General features: G+C 41.3%; 28 protein-coding genes. 3 read left to right on the plus strand and 25 right to left on the minus strand.

From position 1 onward, the window contains the following. Positions 1–196: 196 nt before the first annotated feature. Positions 197–910, minus strand: coding sequence for an FHA domain-containing protein (locus KUV80_RS09195; protein WP_222462423.1), 714 nt, complete (start codon positions 908–910; stop codon positions 197–199). A 303-nt stretch (positions 911–1,213) separates the two neighbouring features. Between KUV80_RS09195 and KUV80_RS18895 the strand changes: the two genes are divergently transcribed. Beyond that, positions 1,214–1,300: a putative holin-like toxin gene (locus KUV80_RS18895; RefSeq protein WP_425308788.1), complete on the plus strand. Its 87-nt coding sequence runs from the start codon at positions 1,214–1,216 to the stop codon at positions 1,298–1,300. Positions 1,301–1,458: 158 nt separating this feature from the next. Here the strand turns inward: KUV80_RS18895 and eno are convergent, their stop codons facing one another. From eno to cspD, 9 genes are all read right to left on the minus strand, one after another. Further along, positions 1,459–2,751, minus strand: coding sequence for a phosphopyruvate hydratase (eno, locus tag KUV80_RS09205; RefSeq protein WP_222462425.1), 1,293 nt, complete (start codon positions 2,749–2,751; stop codon positions 1,459–1,461). Positions 2,752–2,852: 101 nt separating this feature from the next. Continuing rightward, positions 2,853–4,385 (minus strand): 2,3-bisphosphoglycerate-independent phosphoglycerate mutase, encoded by a 1,533-nt coding sequence (gene gpmI / locus KUV80_RS09210; RefSeq protein ID WP_222462426.1) that lies wholly within the window; start codon positions 4,383–4,385, stop codon positions 2,853–2,855. Next, positions 4,382–5,140, minus strand: coding sequence for a triose-phosphate isomerase (gene tpiA / locus KUV80_RS09215; RefSeq protein WP_222462427.1), 759 nt, complete (start codon positions 5,138–5,140; stop codon positions 4,382–4,384). Before tpiA ends, gpmI begins: the two co-directional genes overlap by 4 nt. Before the next feature lie 222 nt (positions 5,141–5,362). Continuing rightward, positions 5,363–6,547, minus strand: a complete 1,185-nt coding sequence (locus KUV80_RS09220) for a phosphoglycerate kinase (protein ID WP_222462428.1) — start codon at positions 6,545–6,547, stop codon at positions 5,363–5,365. A 127-nt stretch (positions 6,548–6,674) separates the two neighbouring features. Then, complete coding sequence (gap, locus tag KUV80_RS09225; RefSeq protein WP_222462429.1) at positions 6,675–7,682, minus strand: type I glyceraldehyde-3-phosphate dehydrogenase; 1,008 nt, start codon at positions 7,680–7,682, stop codon at positions 6,675–6,677. A gap of 81 nt (positions 7,683–7,763) precedes the next feature. After that, positions 7,764–8,786, minus strand: coding sequence for a sugar-binding transcriptional regulator (locus KUV80_RS09230; protein ID WP_222462430.1), 1,023 nt, complete (start codon positions 8,784–8,786; stop codon positions 7,764–7,766). Positions 8,787–9,052: 266 nt separating this feature from the next. Then, positions 9,053–9,298, minus strand: coding sequence for a glutaredoxin family protein (locus KUV80_RS09235; RefSeq protein ID WP_222462431.1), 246 nt, complete (start codon positions 9,296–9,298; stop codon positions 9,053–9,055). A gap of 80 nt (positions 9,299–9,378) precedes the next feature. Next, a complete protein-coding gene (gene rpoN / locus KUV80_RS09240; RefSeq protein WP_222462432.1) occupies positions 9,379–10,704 on the minus strand; it encodes an RNA polymerase factor sigma-54 in 1,326 nt (441 codons plus the stop codon). A gap of 191 nt (positions 10,705–10,895) precedes the next feature. After that, complete coding sequence (gene cspD / locus KUV80_RS09245; RefSeq protein WP_066245685.1) at positions 10,896–11,096, minus strand: cold-shock protein CspD; 201 nt, start codon at positions 11,094–11,096, stop codon at positions 10,896–10,898. 340 nt (positions 11,097–11,436) lie between these two features. Here cspD and yvfG point away from each other — a divergent pair, with 340 nt between their 5' ends. Both yvfG and clpP read left to right on the plus strand, forming a co-directional pair. Beyond that, the gene (gene yvfG / locus KUV80_RS09250; protein ID WP_222462433.1) at positions 11,437–11,652 is read left to right on the plus strand and encodes a protein YvfG; all 216 of its coding nucleotides are present in this window, start codon (positions 11,437–11,439) and stop codon (positions 11,650–11,652) included. Between the two features lie 217 nt (positions 11,653–11,869). Further along, a complete protein-coding gene (gene clpP / locus KUV80_RS09255) occupies positions 11,870–12,472 on the plus strand; it encodes an ATP-dependent Clp endopeptidase proteolytic subunit ClpP (RefSeq protein ID WP_222462434.1) in 603 nt (200 codons plus the stop codon). 50 nt (positions 12,473–12,522) lie between these two features. Here the strand turns inward: clpP and KUV80_RS09260 are convergent, their stop codons facing one another. The 15 genes from KUV80_RS09260 to hisB all read right to left on the minus strand — a co-directional run bounded on the left by KUV80_RS09260 (position 12,523) and on the right by hisB (position 26,223). Continuing rightward, entirely contained in the window at positions 12,523–13,506 is a 984-nt protein-coding gene (locus tag KUV80_RS09260) for a zinc-binding dehydrogenase (protein WP_222462435.1), read from the minus strand. 118 nt (positions 13,507–13,624) lie between these two features. After that, positions 13,625–15,166 (minus strand): anthranilate synthase component I, encoded by a 1,542-nt coding sequence (gene trpE, locus KUV80_RS09265; RefSeq protein ID WP_222462436.1) that lies wholly within the window; start codon positions 15,164–15,166, stop codon positions 13,625–13,627. A gap of 257 nt (positions 15,167–15,423) precedes the next feature. Beyond that, entirely contained in the window at positions 15,424–15,723 is a 300-nt protein-coding gene (locus KUV80_RS09270) for a hypothetical protein (protein ID WP_222462437.1), read from the minus strand. 136 nt (positions 15,724–15,859) lie between these two features. Further along, complete coding sequence (locus KUV80_RS09275; protein WP_222462438.1) at positions 15,860–16,117, minus strand: HPr family phosphocarrier protein; 258 nt, start codon at positions 16,115–16,117, stop codon at positions 15,860–15,862. A gap of 42 nt (positions 16,118–16,159) precedes the next feature. Continuing rightward, positions 16,160–17,101 carry a DNA-binding protein WhiA gene (gene whiA, locus KUV80_RS09280; RefSeq protein WP_222463122.1) on the minus strand — a complete coding sequence of 314 codons (942 nt, stop codon included), beginning with the start codon at positions 17,099–17,101 and terminating at the stop codon, positions 16,160–16,162. Between the two features lie 36 nt (positions 17,102–17,137). Further along, entirely contained in the window at positions 17,138–18,088 is a 951-nt protein-coding gene (locus KUV80_RS09285) for a gluconeogenesis factor YvcK family protein (RefSeq protein ID WP_222462439.1), read from the minus strand. Continuing rightward, a complete protein-coding gene (gene rapZ / locus KUV80_RS09290) occupies positions 18,089–18,964 on the minus strand; it encodes an RNase adapter RapZ (protein ID WP_222462440.1) in 876 nt (291 codons plus the stop codon). Between the two features lie 51 nt (positions 18,965–19,015). Continuing rightward, a complete protein-coding gene (locus tag KUV80_RS09295) occupies positions 19,016–19,474 on the minus strand; it encodes an NUDIX hydrolase (protein ID WP_222462441.1) in 459 nt (152 codons plus the stop codon). Positions 19,475–19,733: 259 nt separating this feature from the next. Beyond that, on the minus strand, positions 19,734–20,690 hold the full coding sequence (gene trxB / locus KUV80_RS09300; protein ID WP_222462442.1) for a thioredoxin-disulfide reductase: 957 nt from the start codon (positions 20,688–20,690) through the stop codon (positions 19,734–19,736). Between the two features lie 84 nt (positions 20,691–20,774). Beyond that, complete coding sequence (locus KUV80_RS09305) at positions 20,775–22,400, minus strand: tetratricopeptide repeat protein (RefSeq protein WP_222462443.1); 1,626 nt, start codon at positions 22,398–22,400, stop codon at positions 20,775–20,777. 457 nt (positions 22,401–22,857) lie between these two features. Next, positions 22,858–23,508, minus strand: coding sequence for a bifunctional phosphoribosyl-AMP cyclohydrolase/phosphoribosyl-ATP diphosphatase HisIE (gene hisIE / locus KUV80_RS09310; RefSeq protein WP_222462444.1), 651 nt, complete (start codon positions 23,506–23,508; stop codon positions 22,858–22,860). After that, the gene (gene hisF, locus KUV80_RS09315) at positions 23,505–24,263 is read right to left on the minus strand and encodes an imidazole glycerol phosphate synthase subunit HisF (RefSeq protein ID WP_222462445.1); all 759 of its coding nucleotides are present in this window, start codon (positions 24,261–24,263) and stop codon (positions 23,505–23,507) included. The genes hisIE and hisF overlap by 4 nt, the downstream gene beginning before the upstream one ends. Then, positions 24,263–24,991, minus strand: coding sequence for a 1-(5-phosphoribosyl)-5-[(5-phosphoribosylamino)methylideneamino]imidazole-4-carboxamide isomerase (hisA, locus tag KUV80_RS09320; RefSeq protein WP_222462446.1), 729 nt, complete (start codon positions 24,989–24,991; stop codon positions 24,263–24,265). The genes hisF and hisA overlap by 1 nt, the downstream gene beginning before the upstream one ends. After that, positions 24,988–25,629 (minus strand): imidazole glycerol phosphate synthase subunit HisH, encoded by a 642-nt coding sequence (gene hisH, locus KUV80_RS09325; RefSeq protein WP_222462447.1) that lies wholly within the window; start codon positions 25,627–25,629, stop codon positions 24,988–24,990. Before hisH ends, hisA begins: the two co-directional genes overlap by 4 nt. After that, positions 25,630–26,223 (minus strand): imidazoleglycerol-phosphate dehydratase HisB, encoded by a 594-nt coding sequence (hisB, locus tag KUV80_RS09330; RefSeq protein WP_222462448.1) that lies wholly within the window; start codon positions 26,221–26,223, stop codon positions 25,630–25,632.

The following is a 26,223-nucleotide window of genomic DNA, read 5'->3' on the forward strand; positions in this document are numbered from 1 at the left end:
CGGAAAATAATTCAATATGAAGAGATTTCCTTTCAATTAATTTACTCTCTTTTTCTCTTGCCTAACATGGCTTTTACATGATTTTTTTCTCATACCAAAATGATAAGTTTCAGAAAATTCGATCGTTCATTCAATTACATTCAGTGATAAGAGCGTATATAGAAAAAAACCTGCAGACTGTAGTGTCGTTGCAGGTTTATGGCAGATGTTTATCCAATTGAAGCATATATCCGTAACGGGGAACAGTTACGATCGCTTCACCGTACGGTCCCAGCTTTTTTCGCAAGCGATATACGAGTGCATTAATCTCATCATTTCCAACGTCAGGCAGTTCATAGGATCCTGCTACCATTCGTTCTGGCCAAATGTGAATCTTAATTTCATCGCTGCTCACAGCCTGATTTCTTTTCCGGTATAAAAAAACGAGCAAATCCGTATGCTTTCCTGATAAGAACAGCGGATCACCATCTATTGTAATCTGTCGACGCTCAGGGATAATATGCAAACCGTTCGTGATTTTCGTTTCGGAAGAGGTGATGGGCGAAGTGAATTCCATGGTTAAGTCAGCTTCTGCCGTTTTCATATTTAAATAGGTGATGAGAACAACACCTTTCGCGAGACTAATAACATCACCGGATTGCAGCTGTTTTGGTATGCCCGCTTCAAGCTTCTCGTTGTTCAGCTCGGTTCCATGCTTAGAATCCAAATCTCGAATAAAAGGCACACTTTCTTGTAAAAAGATTTCTGCATGCATTCGTGAAACGTATGGACTGATGAGTGATACATCCGTTTCTTGAGTATGGGAAGAACGCCCAAAAGATAATACTTCACCTTCAGGCTTCAACGGGATCAAGCTGCCCGTATCATAAGGGTCTCCCGCTTCTATTCGTATATATAAGCTTTCATTCATGTTCATTCCCCCGTACAAAAACAGCATGTTATATGCATTTTATATGATATTTTACTGAAATGACAAGCAATAACAGGCTCATTGATGTAAGTATGTTATGGACGCTGGTCTTTTGTAGAGTATTTTGAGTTTGATTGTGCATAAAAACCCTTATCGCGCTCGTAAATTCCTTTTGTGAAAAAAGCACAGAAATAATAACTTACATTCTTTCATTATAAGTCTTTTGTCTTATATTTTTTATTTTTGAATAGGACAACCCTCTACTAACAAATCCTACTATTAACATGATTGGAGGGATATGAGATGACTGTTTTTGAAACGATGTCACTGATGATTAGTTTCTCAATGCTCATAATTACCATCCTTCATTCTAACGACCGCTCTCGATAAGCAGCAGGAATCTCAAGGTTTGCAAAGATGCGTTTTACGTTCATTTCACAGGAAAAAAATGAAGACAGCCCCCGAACGATGCATTTCTGCGTATGTTCGGGGGCTGTCTTTTTCAGAAAGACAAAATGGCGGGTTTGTCTTTGTTTGGGGTCAGACCCCTATTTTTTTAGGTTGTAGAATGCGTTCATACCAGGGTAGACAGATAGGTTACCTAGCTCGTCTTCGATGCGAAGAAGCTGGTTGTACTTCGCAACACGGTCTGTACGTGAAGGAGCACCTGTTTTAATTTGGCCAGCATTTGTAGCAACTGCGATGTCAGCGATTGTGCTGTCTTCTGATTCACCAGAACGGTGGGAGATTACAGCCGTGTAGCCTGCACGCTTCGCCATTTCGATCGCGTCAAACGTTTCTGTTAACGTACCGATTTGGTTTACTTTAATAAGGATTGAGTTTGCAATTCCTTTTTCAATTCCTTCAGAAAGCTTCGTTGTGTTTGTAACGAACAAGTCATCACCAACAAGCTGTACGCGGTCACCGATGCGCTCTGTTAATAGCTTGAAGCCATCCCAGTCGTTTTCGTCAAGACCGTCTTCGATTGAAACGATCGGGTATTTGTTAACAAGCTCTTCGTAGAACGCAACCATCTCTTCAGATGATTTAACAACACCTTCACCAGAAAGGTGGTATTTACCGTCTTCTTTGTTGAACATTTCAGAAGCAGCAACGTCCATTGCAAGACGAACTTCTTCACCAGGCTTGTAACCTGCTTTTTCGATCGCTTCCATGATGGTTTGAAGAGCTTCTTCGTTAGAACCAAGGTTAGGGGCGAATCCACCTTCGTCACCTACAGCCGTGTTCAAGCCTTTTTCTTTAAGAACCGCTTTTAAGCTATGGAAGATTTCAGTACCCATGCGAAGAGCTTCTGGGAAGTTCTCAGCACCAACAGGCATAACCATGAATTCTTGGATATCTACGTTGTTGTCAGCGTGCTCTCCACCGTTTAAGATGTTCATCATTGGAACTGGAAGAGTTTTAGAGTTGAATCCTCCAAGATACATGTAAAGAGGAACGTTTAAGAAATCAGCAGCAGCGTGTGCAACAGCCATGGAAACACCAAGGATTGCGTTAGCACCTAGCTTGCCTTTATTTTCTGTTCCATCAAGCTCGATCAACGTTTGGTCGATACCAACTTGGTCTAGTACGTCAAAACCGATAAGTTCTGGAGCGATGTTTTCATTTACGTTGTTAACGGCGTTCAGTACACCTTTTCCAAGGTAACGTTCTTTGTCGCCATCACGAAGCTCAACTGCTTCGTATTCACCTGTAGAAGCACCGCTAGGAACGATTGCGCGTCCGAAAGCACCTGATTCTGTATAAACTTCTACTTCAACTGTTGGATTACCACGGGAGTCAAGAACTTCACGTGCATAAATTTCAATAATTGTTGACATAACATTCTCTCCTTTTAATTAAAAAAGTATTTTTTAGACCATCATTCAGCGAATGGAAAACGTACAAGGGCCCTTTGTATCGTAAACCAAAGTAAGCTGGCTTATTTTATTAACGAATTTCCTGTCATTTCTTTCGGTTGTACCCCATTAAGAAGAGCTAGAACAGTTGGTGCAAGATCAGCAAGTTTGCCATCTTGGTGAAGTTCGATTCCTTCTTGTGTCACGATAACCGGAACAGGGTTTGTCGTGTGGGCTGTCATTGGCTTGCCTTCCATTGTAATAACCTCATCGGCGTTCCCATGGTCAGCAGTAATGATAGCTGCTCCACCTTTTGCTAGAATCGCATCCACTACTTTACCTAAGCATTCATCAACGGTTTCAACCGCTTTGATCGTAGGCTCAAGCATTCCGGAGTGACCTACCATGTCCGGGTTGGCGAAGTTTAAAATAATCGCATCATGTTTATCTGCTTCAATCTCTTTTAAAAGAGCATCCGTAACTTCGTAAGCACTCATCTCTGGCTTCAAGTCATAGGTTGCCACTTTTGGTGAATCGATCAAGATGCGTGTTTCACCCGGAAATTCAGCTTCACGTCCTCCACTGAAGAAAAACGTTACATGCGGATACTTTTCAGTTTCAGCAATTCGAAGCTGTTTAAAGTTTTGCTGTGATAAAACCTCTCCAAGCGTATTATCCAAGTTTGTTGGCTTGAAAGCAACGTTACCCTCTACGGTTTCACTAAAGTGTGTTAAACAAACAAAGTGAAGGTTTTTTGGAAACGCATCTCCGCGATCGAATCCACGAAAATCTTCATTCGTGAACACTTGTGAGATTTGAATCGCACGGTCAGGACGGAAGTTACAGAAGATGACAGCATCATTATCCTGAATCGTCCCAACTGGCTCGCCGTTTTCTCGTTTTAAAACAGACGGCAATACAAATTCATCATGCACACCGTTGTTGTACGAGTCTTCTACGACTTCAAAAGGATCTCTGTAATCAGGTCCCTCACCATAAGCCATTGCTCGGTAAGATTTTTCTACACGATCCCAGCGTTTGTCTCGGTCCATGGAGTAATAACGGCCTGATAATGTAGCGATCTCGCCACATCCTAATTCGTTCATCTTATCGACAACTGTTTGAATATACCCTTTAGCGGATTGAGGAGGAACATCTCGTCCATCCAAGAATCCGTGGAGGTATACTTTTTCAACATTTTGCTTTTTAGCCAGTTCCAGCAAGGAAAGAATATGTTCGATATGACTGTGAATGCCGCCATCAGACAACAATCCAAAAATATGAAGAGCCGTACCATTTTCTTTCGCATGGTTCATCGCTTCAAGAAAGGTTTGATTTTCGTAAAAATCTCCTTCTTTAATCGCTAAGTTCACACGAGTTAGACTTTGATAAACGATACGTCCAGCACCAATGTTAAGGTGCCCTACTTCAGAATTTCCCATTTGACCTTCAGGAAGTCCAACGGCTTCCCCACTAGCTGTTAGTTGAGCGTGCGGATACGTTTCCCAGTAGCGGTCAAAGTTGGGCTTTTTCGCTTGTGCAACAGCATTACCTTTGTCTTCATTACGGCAAGCAAAGCCGTCTAAGATGATTAAAGCTACCGGTTTTTTACTCATCGGCTAACGCCCTCCAAAAGCTGAAGGTATGAATTTGGTTCAAGGCTAGCGCCACCAACCAACGCGCCATCAATGTCAGACATGCCCATTAATTCTTTAATGTTGTCAGGCTTAACACTGCCACCGTATTGAATACGAACAGCGTCTGCAACATCTTGAGAGAATTGTTCAGCTACAACACTACGGATGTAAGCACATACTTCGTTCGCATCTTCAGAAGATGCTGTTTTGCCCGTTCCAATCGCCCAAACTGGCTCGTATGCAATTATTGTTTGTTTCATTTGCTCATCTGTTAAACCAGATAAGCCTTTTTCTGTTTGCTCTTTTACAACATCCTTCGTTTTGTCTGCTTCACGCTGTTCAAGCGTTTCACCTACACAAACGATTGGAGTCAATCCATGTTTGAAAGCCGCGTGTGTCTTTTGGTTAACCAGCTCGTCCGTTTCACCAAAAAGTTCACGACGCTCAGAATGTCCAAGAATAACATATTGAACGTTTAAATCTTTTAGCATAACAGGGCTGATCTCACCAGTGAACGCACCGCTTTCTTCAAAGTGCATGTTTTGTGCACCAATCGCAAGAGGTGTACCCTCTGCTTCGTCTGCTAAACAGTCAAGGAAAAGAGCAGGCGCACAGATTACAGAATCAACAGCTGCAGCTGAAGGCACGAGACCTTTCACTTCTTCTACAAAACTGCGTGCTTCTGACAACGTTTTATTCATTTTCCAGTTACCTGCAATAATAGGTTTACGCATTTTTTTCACCTCTTAAAGAGTAAAATTCTTTCTTCATGAAACATTTGCAAGCCGTTTGTTTGCGCTCCGGGTGCTTCGCTTTCCGCGGGGCGTGCGGTGAGCCTCCTAGCACTTTGCGCTCTTAAGAGTCTCACCTGTCCCGCTGATCCCGCAGGAGTCTCGCACCCTACGCTTCAATCAACTTGTCAAAGAGGTATAAAAATTTACCTCTTGAAGGCTTTTCTAGCGGTCGTTTAAAGCTACTACGCCTGGAAGTTCTTTGCCCTCCATAAACTCAAGGGAAGCACCGCCGCCAGTTGAAATGTGACTCATCTTATCAGCAAGCCCGAACTTTTCAACAGCAGCAGCAGAATCTCCACCGCCGATCACGCTGTACGTGTCAGTAGCTTCAGCTAGTGCGTTTGCAACAGAACGAGTACCGTTCGCGAATGCGTCGATCTCAAACACACCCATTGGTCCGTTCCATATTACAAGCTTCGATTCTTTAATTACCTTTACGTACTTTTCAATCGTTTTCGTTCCGATATCAAGACCTTCCCAGTCAGATGGGATCGAATCGATATCTACCACTTTCGTGTTGGCATCGTTCGAAAAGTCGTCAGCTACTAAAACATCTTCAGCAATCAGGAAGTTAACGCCTTTTTGCTTCGCTTTTTCCATGAACGTTTTTGCAGTTTCAGTCTTGTCTTCTTCTAAAAGTGATTTCCCTACATCATGACCAAGTGCCTTAATGAATGTGTAGCCAAGGCCTCCGCCGATGATCAGGTTGTCTACTTTGTCTAAAAGATTATCAATTACGTCAATCTTGTCCTTCACTTTTGCACCGCCGATGATGGCAGTGAAAGGACGGTCAGGATTGGATAGAGCTTTTCCAAGCACTTCAAGTTCTTTTTCCATTAACAGACCTGAAACAGCAGGAAGATGTTTCGCGATTCCTTCTGTAGAAGCATGTGCGCGGTGAGCTGCTCCGAAAGCATCGTTCACGTACACATCAGCGTTTGCAGCAAACTTTTGTGCTAATTCAGGGTCGTTTTTCTCTTCACCAGGATAAAAACGAACGTTCTCTAGCAAGATCACGCCGCCTTCTTCAAGGCTTGCTACAGCTTTTGTTACTTCTTCTCCGTAAGCCTCATCCGTTTTCAAGACTTCTTTTCCAAGAAGGTCGCTTAAACGCTGAGCAACAGGATCTAAACGGAGTTCTTCTACGACTTGTCCTTTTGGACGTCCTAAGTGACTCGCTAAAAGAACTTTTGCACCTTGCTCTGTTAAGTATTTGATGGTTGGAAGAGCGGCTACGATACGCGTTTCATCCGTGATTTCTCCATCTTTCATCGGAACGTTAAAATCAACACGGCAAAATACAACTTTGCCTTTCAAATCGATGTCACGAACACTTTTTTTGTTCATAAGTAAGTAACCTCCTGACAGTCAAAAAGATTAAAGAATTGAAAATCCCCTGATTTTACATGGGAAAGAGGAGTAGAAGCCTCTATGTAAATGACTTCTCCCCCTCCTTATTGTTCTTCTTTATCTATTAAAGTCCTTTTTTTGCGATATAGTCAATCAAATCTACTACACGATTTGAATATCCTGTTTCGTTATCGTACCAAGATACTACTTTTACCATGTTGCCTTCCATTACCATAGTAGAAAGTGCATCGATTGTAGAAGAATGAGTGTCACCATTGTAGTCAGTAGATACAAGCGGCTCTTCAGAGTAGCCAAGGATTCCTTTAAGGTTGCCTTCAGCTTCTGCTTTAAGTGCTGCGTTCACTTCGTCAACAGTAACTTCCTTGTCAAGTTCAACAACTAAGTCTACTAGAGATACGTTTGGAGTTGGAACACGCATTGCCATACCGTTTAGCTTGCCTTTAAGTTCAGGAAGCACTAGAGATACCGCTTTTGCAGCACCAGTTGAAGTAGGAATGATGTTCTCAGCTGCCGCACGAGCACGACGAAGATCTTTATGTGGAAGATCAAGAATTTGCTGATCGTTTGTGTATGAGTGAACAGTTGTCATCATACCGCGCTTCACGCCAAACTTCTCGTGAAGAACTTTTGCGAAAGGTGCAAGACAGTTCGTTGTACAAGAAGCGTTAGAGATAACATCGTGGTTAGCTGCATCGTACTTGTCTTCGTTAACACCAAGAACAACTGTAATATCCTCATCTGAAGCAGGAGCAGAAATGATTACTTTTTTAGCGCCAGCTTCTAAGTGTTTAGCAGCGTCAGCACGCTTTGTGAAACGTCCTGTTGATTCAACAACTACTTCTACACCAAGATCTCCCCAGCCAAGTTGTGCTGGATCGCGCTCAGCTAAAACTTTGATTTCTTTGCCATCTACAATAAGTGTGTTTTCCTTAACTTCAACAGAACCACCGAATTTGCCATGAACAGTGTCATGCTTTAAAAGGAAAGCAAGAGTGTCAGCATCTGTTAAGTCGTTTACAGCTACAACTTCTACCTCAGGGTTGTTGAAAGCTGCGCGGAATACATTACGGCCGATACGACCGAAACCATTAATACCAATTTTTGTTGCCATGTAAAATGACCTCCTTGATTTAAGAGAGAATTTATTTTTTATATAAAGGGAAAATCCCTTAATAACAAGTAGAAAATAGACTTACGGGCGACCCAATAGTTTTCGGGCAGCTCCTTCGTCTGTAATTAAAACCTTTTTCGGACCATGTTTCATGAAAGCTGCAATTGCATCTGCTTTCGAGGAACCGCCTGCGACTGCCATGATTGTTTCCCTGTTCTGTAATTCATCAAGTTGCAGCCCGATCGTACGGACGCGATGAACGACTTCACCTTGGTGGTCGAAATAATAGCCAAATGCTTCAGCAACGGCCTTTTCTTCTTCTAGCTTCTCCAACAATGATGGGTTAGAATTCCTGCGTTCTGCCATTGTTTTAGCATCACCAATCCCATGAAGCACTATACCCGCAGAGCGAATGAGTTCCATTACTTCTTTAACACTAGGTTCAGCCATAAGAGAAAGATAGGTTTCTTTGCTGAGCTGATCAGGTAAATGCAGCAGCCTGTACTCTCCATTCGCTTTTTGAGCCATGGTCGAGCATATCGTGTTAGCCTGATTTTCAACTTTCTCACCAAGACCTCCACGAGCAGGAACAAACAGCAATTGCTGTCCTTTTTGAATGGGAGTCATCATTTCTGCTACTGACGCAAGAGTTGTTCCGCCAGTTACAGCGATAATGTTTTTAGTCGACAGCTGATCTATCAAGCGATCTGCTGCAGCTTTGCCCATATCGTTTTTGATCCATAGATCTTGGTCACTGTCACCAGGAACAACGATGACTTCTGACAGGTTTAACATTTCCTTAAGATCTGATTCTAAAACATGCAAACCTGACAATTCTTTCATCATCTCAGAGAGTTCTGCTAATATATCATGTCCCTCTCTCGTTAATGACATGCCGGCCGTTTGAATCGTTAATAGCCCTTGATCTTTTAAAAAGGAAACTTCAGACCGTAAAACTCGTTCTGTCATATTCAGGATTGAGGCTAAACTTCTTCTGCCAATTGGTTGATGTATTCGCACTACGTTCAAGACGTGATATCGTTTACGCATCGTTTCGAGAAGATCTGGCAATAGTTTCTTTTGAATATCTAATAGATTCTTCATTGCACATTCTCCTGATTCGATGGTTTTTGAAAGCATTGATCCAATAATTACGGGACCTTAATTGTCCCTGTTAGCCTTTTTTTGTCCCATTAGCGTATGAAAATAACTTGGTTTTACCCAAGTATCATACTGCCAATTGTATATTACCCTGAATGTGACGATTTGAAACACGCCAGCTTTGAGGTTTTGTCATAAAAAAGTCAAAATCTCGTCTGGCATGTTTATATTATCAAATACTTCAACTACATTTCAACAACTTTCACTTATTAAAAATTAGTAAGCGCTTTCTTTACTTTTTCAAATGAGATTCTCCCGTAATCAATCTCTTCCCCATCTACCTCTACAACAGGGATCATCAAACCATATTTTTCGATAAGCTGATCCTTTTCATAAATGTTCACGGTTTGAATTTGAAACGAAAACTTTGATTGGAGCTCTTGTAATAGTGTATGTGCCTCATCACAGAGCGGACAATGTATTTTAGTATAAAAAACAACCTTTTTTTCAGCCATTTATTGTCACCTCTATTGTTATTGTCTGTATGATGTATAAGTCAATGTAAATAAGCGGAATTTAGTAAATTCATTCCGCTCTATGAAGAATATCGTTTTCTTTTCGATGATGATGGGATATTGAGTTCTTCTCGGTATTTGGCGACAGTACGACGAGAGATACTCAATCCGCTGTTTTTCTCTAATAACGATGAAAGCAGCTGGTCAGATAATGGTTTTTGTTTATCCTCACTATCCACTAGCTTTTGTATAGCTGTTTTTGCTGAAGTGGCAGATGCACTTCCTCCATCTTGCGTATAAATTTTAGCTGTAAAGAAGGTTTTCAGCTCTACTGCACCTTTAGAAGTTTGCAAAACTTTGTTTTTTACAGCACGGCTAACGGTAGATTCATGAACACCGATGCTTTGGGCAACTTCTTTTAACGTTAAAGGCGTTAAGTCTCCTTTTTCAAAGGATAAAAAATACTTCTCTTGAGCGCTCACAATCTCTTTGGTGATTTTTAGCAGCGTTTCTTTTCTTTGTTCTAACGCCTTTTTTAGCCAGTTAAATTTCTGATAAGATTCATCTAAAAATTTTGACGTTGCATTTTTTTCGTTTAATAAAGAACCATAGCTGTCGTTTAGCTTCAAGGTCGGTGAATATTGTTCGTTAATCGATATATGAAACTGACCGTTTTCTTCGTGTACCGATACATCCGGATACAAATATGCCTGATCATCTGCCGGGGTAAAAGCTGCTCCAGGACGCGGCTCAAGCGTTTGAAGAAAATCTGCAGCTTCTTCAATTTGTTGCGGCGAAGCATCAAGCATGGAAGAGAGCGTTTTTATTTTTCGTTCTGCAAGCAGGTCTAAATGTTTATCTACTAATATGTAGCTTAAAGTGTTCTCTAGATTCTGTTTACAGAGTTGAAGCAATAAGCATTCTCTTAAACTGCGAGCACCGATGCCAGCTGGTTCTAGTTCTTGCAAAACCATGATCAGCTCTTCACTTTTTTCTTTTGTTATTGAAAATCGGGTAGCTGTTTCTTCCGCGGTAACAGTAAGATAGCCATTCTCATTTACACTTAATAATAAGAACTGAAAAATTTTACGATCTAATGGGTCAAGTGGAAGAAGAATAGACTGTTTATACAAGTAATCATTTAGTGTCTCTTTTTCGATAAGTAAATGTTCGTAATTAGGAGTTTCATCGGCATTTCCACCGATTCCATTTTTACGCACACTCTTTTTAAGCGTGGTAAACATGCCCTTTGGTTCCAAAATTTCAATTAAGGGATTCTCTAACGCCTGCTCTTGAAGATATGATGCAAGTTCATATCCGGGAACTTGTAAAATGGCAATGGCCTGGCGCAATTCAGTTGTCATGACAAGACTCATGCTCTGTTGTTGAAACAAACCCATTTCCATTGTTGTATCCCCTCCCACTCTTCATCATACTACAGATGAAAGCGCTATACATCCTACAAAATTTGGTGTAATAAAAGAAAAAGAGGGGGGTCTGTCCCCGGGACAGACCCCCTACAATTTTCACACAATTTAAATGGATACAAAAAAATGCCACGACCGCTCTAGAGCAGTCTGGCATTTAAACTTTATTATTAAAGTTTTGTTACGTTAGCAGCTTGTGGTCCACGCTCGCCATCAACGATTTCAAAAGAAACTTCTTGTCCTTCTTCAAGAGACTTGAATCCTTCTGATTGAATCGCAGAAAAGTGAACGAATACGTCGTTTCCGCCTTCAACTTCGATGAAGCCGAAACCTTTCTCAGCGTTAAACCATTTTACTTTACCATTTTGCATGGGTGTATCCTCCTTACAAACGCGAATGTTTCGCGTTTTGACTCGTTTAACCTTTTTACTATGTAAATAAAAGAACATAAAAAATGCGCACTTCAGAATAATTCAGAAGCGAATTCAAGTGTTCCACTTCTTATTCAAAAAGTACGACCGCCTTAAATCCAAAAATATTCACACCGTAAATGGTTAAATCAAATATATCATGTCCATAACCCAATGTCAAAACAAGGGATAAATTTTTCCATATCCTTTTGATTATCATCCCGATACGCTATGATGGATATGAATTCATTGCCTTATCAGCAAGACTTTAGCACAACGTAATCGAAGGAGGATTATTCAGATGAGCGAAGCATTTTCGGTACCTTATTTCAAAGAAAATTTTCAGCAATATATCGATCGAAACAAAGATGTTTTTACAAAGACACACGCTATGAATGCGTATTACCGTTCTATCGTAGGAACACTTATTAATGACAACTTGAACAAAAACAGTGAGATTGTAAGGCGAATCAGAAACCTAGAGACAGCTTATATCGAAATTAAAAATGAAATTTAAGCATATTAAAAAAAGAAATAGGGTATTGATTCAAATCTAGACGTTTAAAATCCTACTCCTAGCGGGCATTATGATGATAGCCCATACATAAGGTTTAAGAAGGATATTTTACAAAGTTGGCGAAATGAGTTTTAAACAGCATATTGTTTGACCTTGTTTGACCTTTTTTGTATGATGACAGTACAGTTTAAAGTGAAAAAGGAGAAGGAGGATTTCTATGAATTTAATTCCAACAGTAATTGAACAGACTAACCGCGGGGAGCGCGCTTATGATATTTACTCCCGCTTATTGAAAGACCGTATCATCATGTTGGGTAGTGCCATCGATGACAACGTATCCAATTCAATCGTTGCCCAGCTATTATTTTTGGCAGCTGAAGATCCTGATAAAGACATCTCGTTATACATAAACAGCCCAGGTGGATCAATTACATCAGGTATGGCTATTTATGACACAATGAACTTTATCAAACCACATGTATCAACAATTTGTATCGGTATGGCCGCTTCAATGGGTGCTTTCCTGCTTGCTGCAGGTGAAAAAGGAAAACGTTATGTTCTTCCAAACTCAGAAGTTATGATTCACCAGCCGCTTGGCGGAACACGTGGTCAAGCTAGTGATATCGAAATCCATGCACGCCGTATTATTCAAATGCGTGAACAGCTAAACAAAATTTTGGCTGATAAGACAGGACAACCGCTTGAAGTTATCGAGCGTGATACAGACCGTGACAACTTCTTAACAGCAGAAGCTGCAGTTGAGTACGGATTGGTTGATAAGCTCATTACTTCCGTAGACAGCACAGATATTAAAAAATAATAACCTATTATAAAACAGGACTGCTATAATTCGCAGTCCTGTTTTTGTTTTTATTCGCCTATGATCGCAACCATTTTTCCTCTCACATGTCGCTCTGAGAGCTTAATAAGCGCATTTGGTACATCCTCTAATGTTACTTTTTCAGTAATCATAGAAGAGATCTTTCCTTCTGCAACGAGCTGTGCTAATTCTTCGTTCATTTTGGCTAAATCTATTTGTGCTTTTTTATTGTTTGAAAAGTGAGCTGCACCAAGTGCGATCTCATGGAACGAAAGAGCCTGACTAAATGGTGTTACCTCAGAATAATCTGGATTTCCGGCGATAAAAGCTATACGGCCGTTAAATGCAATACTTTTTAACGATTCAGTCGCATTGGTTCTGCTTACCGTATCCAATACCGCATCCACACCAACATTTTCGGTGATTTCCATTAACCTTGAGTGAACATCTTCGGTCTTATAAAAGATTACGTGATCTGCGCCCAATCTCTTCACATACTCCTTGTTTTCTGGTGAACAGGTTGTAATTACTGTAGCTCCATAAATGGCGGCGAGTTGTATAGCAAAACCACCTACTCCACCTGCTCCCCCATGAATTAAAATTGTTTCTCCTGTTTGAAGGTTCATTTTACGGAAAAGAGCCTGATACGCTGTCATTCCAGCACAAGGAAGGGCAGCGGCTTCTTCAAATGATAATTCTTCAGGCATTTTCGCAACAGAATGCGCTGTCGTTACTGCGTATTCTGCAAAACCGCCCTTCTTCGTTAAGTTTCCATGATAAAAGACACGGTCACCTTTTTGAAATCGAGATACTCCTTCACCTGTTTCTTCAATTATGCCTGCCACATCCAGGCCTAAGATGTGAGGGTACGTCCAGTTAGAATTTCCGTTTGTAGCTGTCTTGTAATCTACGGGATTAAGCCCTGTTGCTTTCACTTGTACAAGAACTTCACCCGGTCCAGGACCAGGTTTCTCCGTTTCTGTCACTTTCATGTCACGCCACATGTTTTTATCTTCAAGCACTAAAGCTTTCATCTATTTATTCCCCTTTGCTTTTTGAATTTGATCAAAAAGAATACAAAGGACAGTATACCCACTTTGAAATAAGATGAGTAGAAAAATGCTTGTCCAAACTGATGACGGGCTGATGTCTTTACCGAGTGGACAAAGCGGGCATTTGTATTTGTATGGGGTCTGTCCCCCCCTCGATGGCTTGGAGCATGGCTTTTGCTTTGTTGACGGTTTCTTCATACTCCCGCTCTGGGACAGAATCGGCTACAACCCCTGCTCCAGCTTGAACGTATGCTTTTCCATCTTGAAACACAATGGTTCGTATGGCGATGCAAGAATCCATTTGGCCATTAAACCCTAAATACCCGATGGCTCCTCCATATACACCGCGTGCTTCTTTCTCAAGCTCTGAAATAATTTGCATCGCCCTAACTTTTGGAGCTCCGGAAACCGTGCCGGCAGGCATACAAGAACGCAGAGCATCGAAGAAATCTTTGCTACTTTGCATTTTTCCTTTGACATGTGAAACCATATGCATCACATGGGAATACCGTTCTATCTCCATGTAGGAATCCAGCTTAACGGTCCCGAACTCGCTTACCCTGCCTACATCATTTCTTCCAAGGTCTACAAGCATCACATGTTCAGCCCGTTCTTTTTCATCCATAAGCAGCTCTTTCTCAAACTGTACGTCTTCCTCCCTCGTTTTACCCCTTGGACGGGTTCCGGCGATGGGACGATTTTCTACGATGCCTTTGTCCACTTTTACAAGAAGCTCAGGGGAAGCACCTACAATAAACATATCCTTCGATTTGTAATAGTACATATACGGTGAAGGATTCATTGAACGCAACAGCCTGTACACATCAAAAGGATCAGCTTCGGTTTCCTGCTCAAACCGCTGTGAGAGCACCACTTGAAAAACATCACCTGATTTAATGTATTCCTTCGCTTTATCAACCATCGTACAAAATTCTTCTTTTGTGTGTGAAGATCGCACATTTAATCCTGTTGTTTTCTGCTTATCAACAAACTCTTTTTTTTGCGTAGTCTGTTTAGGAGGATTTTGTAATTCCTGGTACGTATAAGAGATACTGTCACAAACGAGTTCATATTTTTTCCGAATCATCTCTACTTGGTCATCAGGAGAAACATGCAGGTTGCATATAATCGTTGTTTTTTGTTTTAAATGATCAAAAACAATCAGTTCATCGGTGAACAGAAATTCCATCTCGTTCGACTGGTTTGTAGGAGAAAGCGGTGTTGGGACGTTTTCAAATGTATGGATAAGATCATAGCCAAAAAAGCCAACGGCCCCTCCTGTAAAAGGAGGCAATTCAGGGAGTTTGGGAGATTTGTACCGTGAGATGTGTGTCTTCACGATTTCAAGGGGAGAGCCTTGTTCATTCAAGGTCCGGCTTTCATTTTCTTTTAAAAACGAAAGCTTTACGTTTTGACCGGTACTGGAAATGACCAAAAAGGGTCTTCTTCCAATATAAGAATACCTTGCCCACCGTTCTCCGCCTTCAACACTTTCAAGCAAGAACGAATACCTCTCATGGCGAACTTTCTCAAAGTGCGAGATGCACGTCTCATGATCGGAAAGGTACGTAAATCCAATAGGTATCACATTATAATCTTGTTTAGTCAGAGAAATAACTTCCTCTATTGATGGGGTAAACATCGTCCAATCACCTCTTCTTAATAAATAAAGCCTCACGCTATTGTTACAGCGGAGGCTGGTTTTAGTGCATCATTAATAAACTAAGATAGAGGTATAATCATCACAGGATTAAATACGCTCAACTCAGCTCAAGCTATGCTCTCTTTTCTCCACTCATCTCAACTAAAAAACTATTCTCCTGATTAGAGATTAATATAAAGGCTTACCCTTTGTCTGTCAACTATTGTTGATGAGTTAAATATGATTGTTAGAGGCGTTCATTCCAAAAATGAGCGTCGAATCACCCATACCCAACACACACTAAAAAAGAGAATCATACTAAAAACGATTGTGATCATAAAAGCAAGCCCTAAAAAAAGCCCTGCACTTGGCGGATTTTGAATAGAATAGCCTAATAGCGCGAGTGGGTATAAACTAATAAAAATCAGCATGCTTACCCAATAAATTAATCGCAGTGTGCTCTTTCGAGGCTTTAGAATATAAAGAGCAAAAAGGATATTCCAAACGGTCAACCCAATGGCAAAATACCAATCATGCATAATGCTTGTATCATGCAAAATAATCGCCTCCTTTTCCCTCTATAACAGTATATTGAGAAAAGAATGTTGGCCAACCCTCAAAAATAAAAAAAACGCCATTTCGTCCTCCTCATATGGACAAAATGGCGGTTTGTATTTGTAGGGGGTCTGTCCCCTACTCGTTTTTTGAAACAAATGCTGCTAGGGCTTCGATGGCTTCTTTTTCATCAGGGCCATCAACAGCTAAAATCAGTTCAGAGCCAGAACCAACAGCTAGACTCATAATCCCCATGATGCTCTTTGCATTCACTTTCTTGCCTTCCTTCTCCACGAATACATCCGAATTGTAACGGTTAGCTTCCTGGACGAAGAGGGCTGCAGGACGGGCCTGAAGTCCGCTTCTCAATTGCACGGTAACCTTCTTTTCAACCATTCTATTCTACCTCCTAAAAGCCAATTTCTCTCTATTGAAACATCAATTGATGGGTTGACCAGTTCTAATTTTTGTCGCAATTTCGTCTATTTTACGCAATCGGTGGTTAACACCTGATTTACTTACGGTTCCTGATGAGACCATTTCTCCGAGCTCTTTAAGTGTAATTTCCTGATGAGTGACGCGCAATTGAGCAATCTCTCTTAGTTTGGTAGGCAATGCTTCAAGTCCCACTTGTTCTTCAATGTATTTAATATTTTCAACCTGCCTCATTGCGGCTCCGACCGTTTTGTTTAAGTTCGCGGTCTCGCAGTTAACAAGTCGGTTAACGGAATTTCTCATATCTTTTAAAATACGGATATCTTCAAAAAACAGAACCGCATGATGTGCTCCAATCAGAGTAAGAAACTCTGAAATCTTTTCACCATCTTTTAAATAGATGATATACCCTTTTTTTCGTTCGAGAACTTTTGCTTTTAGCTTAAACTTGTTCATCAGCTCTGCTAATGCAACCGTATGCTCTTCATACATAGAAAATATTTCGAGATGATAGCTTGTCTCCGGATGATTCACAGAACCTCCTGCTAAAAAAGCACCTCTCATGTAAGCACGCCTGCAGCAGCTTTTCTTATTGAATTCCTCAGCTATATTGCGTGTAAACGTAAAAGATTCATCAATAATCTTTAAGTCTTCCAAAAGTGATCTTGATTCTTCAGAGACACGTACAATGTAGACGTTATTCTTTTTTAAACGCATTTTTTTTCGTACTAAAAGCTCTACGTGGTAGGAATATATGCCTTTGATCAACGTATAGATCCTTCTAGCGATCGCAGCATTTTCAGTCGGAATATCCAGAACCAGCTTTCTATTGCTGAAAGAGATGGATCCATTCATGCGAATCAAGGCAGCTAACTCCGCTTTTTTACAACAGTCCTTCAGTTCAAGCTGCGTTAATTCTTTCTTTGTATCTGCAGCGAATGACACCTGCATCACCACCCCTCTTGTTCCATAAACAACATACTATTTTTCAATAAGCCCTAAGAGCAAATCTGATACTCGTTTTGCATCATGTCTGACGAGCGTCCCATACTGGATGATATTATCGCAGACTAATCCAATGCCGAACGATTTCAACCGCTCTTCATCAAATTGCACTTGCTCTGCGCCTTCTTCCAAATATAAATCCAAAAACTCTGAAGGGATCTTCTCATTATTAACAATCACGACATCTATAAAATTATGCCCCACATGATCGATTAAAGCCTGAATGTGATCTCCTGCTGTATAACCTGTTGTTTCCCCAGGCTGAGTCATGACATTGCAGACATAAACTCTCGGTGCCGTTGCCTCACGAATGCTAGTCGATATACCGCTAACGAGCAGGTTCGGCAATATGCTTGTATACAGGCTTCCAGGGCCAATTACAATGAGATCCGCTTCCTGAATTGCTTTTACACTTTCTCGAAGTGCCTCCACGTGATCGTCTGATAAGAAAACCCGTCTTATCTTTTTATTCGACAGCGGGATCTTAGATTCCCCCTGTACGATTGTCCCATCTTCCAATTCAGCACTTAGAATGATGCTGTTTTTGGCAGCTGGCAACACTTGCCCTCTAACATTTAAAACTCGGCTTAATTCGCGTATTCCGGTTAAAAAGTCTCCCGTTATATCGTGCATGGCTGCAAGCAGCAGGTTCCCAAGTGAATGACCCGTAATTCCGTCTCCTACTTTGAACCGATGCTGAAACATTTTTTCAACGAGCGGCTCTACTTCTGAGAGCGCGGCAATAACGTTTCTCACATCTCCTGGAGGAGGCATATCATAATCCCTTCTCAACCTTCCAGAGCTGCCACCATCATCTGCAACCGTTACGATAGCAGTTATATCTACAGGATAGTGCTTTAAACCGCGGAGGAGAACGGAAAGACCGGTCCCTCCGCCAAGCACTACCACTTTTGGCTGCTTTTTCATCTATGCTTTATCCTTTCCCATATCTCTGTGACTGCTGAAAGTTACGTATTCTTTTGAAAGTGAATTTCCGATATATTCAGCAAGTGCGACAGAACGGTGCTTTCCGCCTGTACAGCCGATCCCGATGATGAGCTGGCTCTTGCCTTCCCGTTTGTATTGAGGGACCATAAAGTGCAACAGATCGAGCAGCTTTTCTAAAAATTTGTTCGTCTCTGGCCATTTTAAAACGTACTCTGAAATGTCTGGCTCAAGACCGGTTCTTGGTCTCATGTGCTCGATATAATGCGGATTCGGTAAGAAACGTACATCAAACACCAAATCTGCATCGATCGGCATGCCGTATTTGAAGCCGAAAGACATGACATTGATCGTAAACGGATGAGCAGCATTCGCTGAATATCGCTGAATGATTCGTTCTCTTAATTGAAGGGGTTTCAGATCTGAAGTATCTAAGACTTGCTGCGCTCTTCCTTTTAATTCTTCAAGCATCTCTCGTTCTTGCGTGATTCCTTGTAGCGGATTTCCACTTTTAGCAAGAGGATGTGATCGGCGCGTTTCTTTATATCTGCGAACGAGTGTTGCATCCTTACAATCTAAAAATAAAATTTGAGGCTGAATGTCTGAACTGATCGCCAATTGATCAAGTGTAGAAAACAGTTGATCAAAAAACTCTCGTCCACGAAGATCCATAACCAAGGCAACTTTATTCAGCTTGCCTGATGATTCTTGCATCAATTCTACAAATTTAGGGAGTAGTGCAGGAGGTAAATTATCAACACAGAAAAAGCCCAAATCTTCGAAGCTCTGCATGGCCACCGTTTTTCCGGCTCCTGACATTCCTGTAATGATCACCATTTGTACGTCTTGTCTTTCCATGCTTTTTCCCCCCTGTAAGCTATGTTCAATTCATATGCAACCAGCAATCGGTTATGCCGGATCTAATCGATAGGAAAGCAATTCAAAATCAGGTGTATACGTAAATGTGCCAAAAATCATGTTACTTCCGTTCGTCACATAATCCAAGATGTGATGATCACCAGGTGCCATCGGCAGCTCTCTTACTTCATCTACCGGCTTCCATGACAATATCCCTTCATCACATTCTTCAAGTGCTACACCTTCAGAATCAGTTGCTAAAAAGGTAAACATCATCCACTCAGAAACGATTTTGTCTCCTTGTTTGATGATAAAATTAAAAACCCCTTTGAGCTGCGGATTTTTCAGATAAACTCCGGTTTCTTCTCTATATTCCCGGATCACGGAATCTCGAATGGACTCCTCAGATTCCATTTTTCCACCGGGTGCTACCCACCAGCCCCGTCTTGGTTTTTGAAGCAATAACACTTGATTATCTTTAATCAACACGCAGTTTGTTACTCTTTGCACTTGTTTCACCTCAGGGCTCTGTCCTATTTTAAGTATACTAAATAATGTAACCCCTCACAATACAGACGTCTCAAGGGTTTAACCTATTTTAGTATTCTTAGATTTAAAGTATCCGTTTCTCCCTTATTATGTGAAAAATCTTGAAAAATAAAAAAGGACACGGCGCATAGCTCCGTGTCAAAGAATTGCTTTATAAAAAGGGGGTCAATTTCTTATTATTAATATACCCCACAATTATTTCACCACTGTTACAAGTTGATTAATTAGAAGTTACGTTTTTTAACTTTTCAGCCAAATTTTCTACATAGTGCTGTGCAGCCTGTGCTGCGATACTTCCATCACCTGTAGCCGTAACGATTTGACGAAGTGTTTTTTCACGAATATCGCCAGCTGCAAATATACCTGGGATTCTCGTTTCCATCTGTTCGTTCGTTTCAACATAGCCATTCTCGTTCGTAATGCCGAGATCTTTAAACGCAGCGTTTAAAGGCAGCATTCCGATATAGATAAACACACCGTCTGTCGAGAATTCTTGCTCTTCACCTGTTTCAGAATGAACAAGAGTTACTTTATTTACTTTGTTGTTTTCACCGTGAATTTCTTTTACAGAATGATTCCAGATAAAATCAATCTTGTCGTTGTCAAATGCACGCTGCTGAAGGATCTTTTGCGCACGAAGCTTATCACGTCTATGAACGATTGTTACTTTAGTCGCAAAACGCGTCAAATACACACCTTCTTCAACCGCAGAGTCTCCTCCGCCGACCACTACCAGTTCACGATTTTTAAAGAATGCTCCATCACAAACCGCACAATAAGAAACACCGCGTCCACTGAATTCTTTTTCACCTGGAGCTCCAAGCTTTTTGTATTCAGCACCAGTTGTAATAATGATTGAACGAGCTCTGTACGTTTTGCTTCCAGCTTTTATCGTTTTGTACTCTACACCATCAACGATTTCCTTTACATCGCCGTATGCATATTCAGCTCCGAATTTTTTCGCATGCTCGAACATTTTGTTTGAAAGTTCAGGCCCTAAAATATGGTCAAATCCCGGATAGTTCTCTACATCTTCCGTGTTTGCCATCTGTCCGCCCGGGATTCCGCGTTCGATCATTATCGTATCTAAATTGGCGCGGGATGTGTATACAGCCGCTGTCATGCCTGCTGGACCTGCACCAAGTATGGCTACATCATAAATTTTTTCTTCCGTCATCAAAGCACACTCCTTATATAAGGAAATTCTTATTTACTATAAGTCCATCCTACCGATTCGTAGAAATGAAGTCCATTATTCTGCTCACACGTTTCGATTTACCCAGCCGATTATCTTTTTCATCCTTAAAGACACCATAGAAACGGAAATACCGTATTGTTCTGCAATTGCCTTTTGCGTAGATTTTCCTTTTTGCTTTCGGGCAAGGTGATCAATAGCCGCAGCGACTGCTAATTCATTTTCAAAGATTTTTTCGCCTGTAAGCTCTGCTAGTTTTATCGCTTCTGACCAGTAAAAAAGAACGTGCTCATCGATTACGGCACCGTTATTTTTTAAGGTCTGGATAACATCAAGCGCTTGACTCAAGATAACAGAAGCTGTTCCAACTTCTACGAGTGCTTCTTCATGAGCGAGTTTAACCGGCACTTCAGGGTGTTGTTCGAGCATGATGTTCGCAGCGATCTCTTTAACAAAAAGAGACTCTTCCTTACGCAGACAGAAATCACGAAGAGTGCTATAGGCCTCTTCATTTTTATTCCCTCTTAATAAAAATAAATGCGTAATTTTGTTTTTTTCCAACCCTTTACGCACTTGCTGGATATGTTTCATCGCTTTAACTTGTCTATCTTTTTTAGGTTTATTTTGCTTATGTGCCGGAATCCGATATTGATAATCTCCGCCAGCAACCGTCAATTTATCATTTGCTGCCATTTCCATGTAGTAAGGCGCAACTGTACCTTCAGGATCAAGCTCGAGCACCTTTTTCCACATTTTCATCGCAAGTTCTTTTCGTCCTAATGCATAATAAGAGACAGCAAGCATATGTGTCGTTACAGGATCATACACAAATGATGATTTCCTCAAGCTTAACAGCCATTTGTTTGCGAACGCATGCTCCTCCAAAAGACCGAATGTATTTCCAAGCTTATACCTGTGCTCAGCGTGCATCGGGTGCACTTGTTTTAGCCGGTCAACAAGCTTCGCACCTGGTTCGTCCATTCCTAAATGAAATAAAAAAATCGCCAAGTTACATAAAGCATTTAAATTCCCAGGGTTTTTATCCAGTACATCCTGAAGAACATCCATCGCTTCATCAAATTCACTTTTATAAAAATGAGTAAGCGCTAAGTTATTATATGCGGCCCAAAACTTCGGGTGATTGTTGATGATCTCCCTTAACTGTTTCTGTGCAAGCGATAAATCCCCACGTTCAATAGACTGTCGGGCTTCATCATGGGATTTAATGAGTTCTTCTTCTGTAGAGAGCGGCAAATTGAGTGACTTGTTTCCTGTTTCCAGACTGATTAAATCCAAAAGCTCTTGTGTGTCTTCATGAAATTCTCCTTCCGGATCATGTTCCATGTAGAGCAGCGCATGTTCTTCTGCATCTGAATACATTCCTAAATGTGCAAAGTTATTCGCAAGGAAAAAATGACATTCGGACATATCGGAGCCCGACTGCTCTAATACGTTCAATAAATGCCGATTCGATTCTTCGTATTCACCGATCTCAGCCAGGGTTGATGCTAGCTGACATAAAAAAGAGGGCTCTTCCGGCTGGAAGGTAACGGCCCGCTCAAACATTTTTTTTGCTGTATATAAATCACGCCGATTATAGGCTTTAATTCCTTTTTCAAAAAAGTAATCCCCATCCTGAATAAAGGGAAGAACGCGGCCGCTTATTTCGCTGGCCCTTTCTCGTTTATGCATAATTTGGTTCCTCCATTACTATGTAAACCCATTTACTTCTTTATCGTTCAGTTTACAAAGTTTTCAACTCAAAAAGTATAACACAGGCGAAAAAGTCTAACACCCCTTTAACTGTAAATAATGGGCAGGAAAGTTTCGACAAAAAATGATTGTGGAAAAAAAGGGATATGAATGGGGGGAGCCAGAATCCGTTCGCAAAATAGAGGCATCGCTCGTAAACTCCTAGTATCGCTCGTATAATTCAAGTATCGCTCGTAAAATTCCAAAAATCGCTCGTAAACTTCAAGTATCGCTCATAAATCCAAAAAATCGCTCGTAAACTTCAAGTATCGCTCATAAATCCAAAAAATCGCTCGTAAATCTTCAGAATCGCTCGTAAACTTCAAGCATTGCTCGTAAATCCAAAAAATCGCTCGTAATGTACTACTCACAAAAAAACAACCGAGAAATCAGCTTCTCAGTTGTCTTTTTTCGTATGTCGTTCTTCCAATGTCGTTAAAATTTCATCCAAAGGTACCTTTTGCTCCTGCAAAAGCACCATTACATGAAAAAGAAGGTCAGACACTTCCCACTTTAACTCTTCAGGGTCGCGATTTTTGGCAGCGATGATGACTTCTCCTGCTTCTTCTCCTACTTTTTTCAAGATTTTATCTACACCATGCTGAAATAAGTAGGTTGTGTACGCTCCTTCAGGCATCTCGTGTTCTCGTTGGGCGATGATTTCCTGCAGTTCATTCAAAATCCGGTATCTGTCACTGTCACGGTTCGGTTCAGTTTTATTATCGCCACTGCTGTACAACGTTTCTGAAAAACAGCTGTATGAACCCGTGTGGCACGCAGGTCCATTTGGCTCAACTAAAATGACTAAAGCGTCCTGATCGCAATCGTAGCGGATATCCTTTACTTTCTGTGTATTTCCAGATGTTTCTCCTTTGTGCCACAATTTTTTTCGCGATCTTGAAAAAAATACAGTTTCGCCGATTTCGACCGTTTTTTCGAGCGACTTTTCATTCATGTATGCGACCGTTAAAACCTCTTTTGATTGATAATCCTGGACTACAGCAGGAATTAGGCCGTTTTCATCAAAGTTCAACTTTTCCCATTTCAACGGACAAACACCCCCAACTTTTGCAATTCTGACTTTAGTTCTTTTATAGAGGTTTCTTTATAATGAAAAATACTAGCGGCAAGCCCAGCATCTGCTTTACCTTCTGTGAAAGCTTCATAGAAATGATCAGCTGATCCTGCGCCGCCTGATGCAATTACAGGAACAGTCACCGCTTCACTGACTTTCTTTGTGAGCGCTAAGTTAAATCCTGATTTTTCCCCGTCTTTATCCATGCTGGTTAATAGAATTTCACCAGCCCCCCGCTTCACAGCTTCTTGGGCCCACTCGGTGACTTCCCATTGAGTGGGTTTACGCCCTCCATGTGTATACACTCGCCATGACGAGAGTTCCTCATCGTACTTTGCATCGATTGCGACGACGATGCATTGTGCACCAAAGAAATCAGATCCTTCAGAGATCAGTTCTGGCCGTAATACGGCTGCTGTGTTTACGGACACTTTATCAGCGCCTGCTCTAAGGACTCTTTTCATATCTTCAAGCTTATTAATGCCTCCGCCTACCGTAAATGGGATGGCTAACTCTGCCGCAACACGTTCTACAACTTCCACCATCGTTTCCCGGCCTTCATGGCTCGCTGAAATATCAAGAAAAACGAGCTCATCTGCTCCTTCTTTATCATAAAAACGAGCAAGCTCAACCGGATCTCCTGCATCGACTAAATTTAAAAATTGAATTCCTTTTACAACTCTGCCTTCTTTTACATCAAGGCATGGAATAATCCTTTTTGTTAACATTACTCCACACTTCCTAACGCATCAGAAAGAGTAAATCTTCCCGTGTATAAGGCTTTTCCAATGATTGCTCCTGAAACATTCCGCTCATCTTCTTTAAGTTTCACTAGATCATCAATCGAGCTGACGCCACCTGAGGCAATGACTTCTTTACCTGTTATGCGACTTAGCTCTGCGATGGCCTCTACATTCGGACCTTCTAACATACCGTCTTTCGAAATATCAGTAAAAATAAAGGTCTCTGCGCCTTCTTCTACAAGTCTTTTTGCCAGATCTTCTGCCATGATGTGAGAGGTTTCTAGCCAGCCTTCTGTTGCCACATACCCGTCACGCGCATCAAGCCCGATGGCGATTTTAGATCCGTATTCTCGCAACGCTGCTCGAACAAATTCAGGATTCGAAACGGCCGTGCTTCCTAAAATAACACGATCCACACCATGGTCTAAATAATAAGAGACATCATCCATTGAACGAATGCCTCCTCCGATCTGCACCTTAACAGAAAGCTCTTTTGCTATACGAAGAACATGTTCATGATTGACCTTTTTTCCGTCTTTCGCGCCGTCAAGATCGACCATGTGGATCCATTCTGCTCCTTGCTCCACAAACTGCTTTGCCATGTCAAACGGCGAATCACCGTAAACAGTCTCTTGATCGTAATCCCCTTGCAGAAGTCTGACACATTTCCCATCACGCATATCAATAGCTGGATAAAGTGTAAATGCACTCATCTTTGTTTTCCCTCCTCAACGAAACGGCAAAAGTTTTGAAGCATTCCCATCCCTGTTTCAGCACTTTTTTCAGGGTGAAACTGTGTACCCATAACATGATCGCGCCCAACTACAGCTGGTACTTCAACATCTTCATAATGAGCAACAGCTCCCAGTACATCACGATGATTGGTTTCTACAACAAATGAGTGGACAAAATAAACATACCCTTCATCTAATCGAGTTAATAACGGCTGCTCTTTTTGTAAGTATTGAAGATTGTTCCATCCCATGTGAGGGACTTTATAGCTGGCTCCATCAGAAGTTTTTCCGCTAAAGCGAGTTACTCTTCCGGGTAAAAGACCGAGTCCAGGCGTCTCCCCGTTCTCTGAACTTTCTTCAAACAGAAGCTGCATCCCTAAACAGATGCCTAAGAGCGGCTTTCCTTTTTCAACTTCTGTTTTAATAAAATCAACTAAACGTGTTTCCTCTAGCTGTCCCATCGCATCTTTAAAGGACCCCACACCCGGCAATAGTAAGCCATCTGCCTTTTGAAGTTCCTCTGGATTACCTGAGAGAATGTATGGCTGTTCCAATCTTTTTAATGCAGAACACACGGAATGCAGATTCCCCATTCCATAATCAATAATGCCAATCATCTATAACATTCCTTTCGTAGAAGGCACTCCTTTTACACGCGGGTCAATCTGTGTGGCTTCATCTAGTGCTTTTGTAAAAGCTTTAAAAACCGCTTCTATCATATGGTGGGTATTCGTTCCATAATGGACGATCACATGCAGATTCATGCGTGCTTCAAGAGCGAGCTTCCAAAAGAATTCATGGATGAGCTCTGTGTCAAACGTACCAACTTTTTGGCTAGGAAACTCTGCTCGAAACTCCAGATGAGGTCGATTCGAAAGATCAATAATGACTTGAGCCAACGTCTCATCCATCGGAACAAAAGCATTTCCGTAACGTTTAATCCCCTGTTTATCACCTAAAGCTCCTTGAATGGCTTGTCCGAGGCAGATTCCAACATCTTCTGTTGTGTGATGGTCGTCGATTTCTACATCACCAGCCGCCTTTACGGAGAGATCGAAGTGTCCATGTCTTGCGATCGCATCGAGCATATGGTTCAAAAAAGGAACAGGTGTCTCAATATCCGTTTGACCTTCTCCATCAATAGCGAGCGACAAAGAGATCTGTGTTTCTTTTGTATTTCGTTCAATTGTATGCTGACGTCGTTTTTCCAT

This window comes from Fictibacillus nanhaiensis (assembly GCF_019801215.1).
GTDB lineage: Bacteria > Bacillota > Bacilli > Bacillales > Fictibacillaceae > Fictibacillus > Fictibacillus nanhaiensis_C.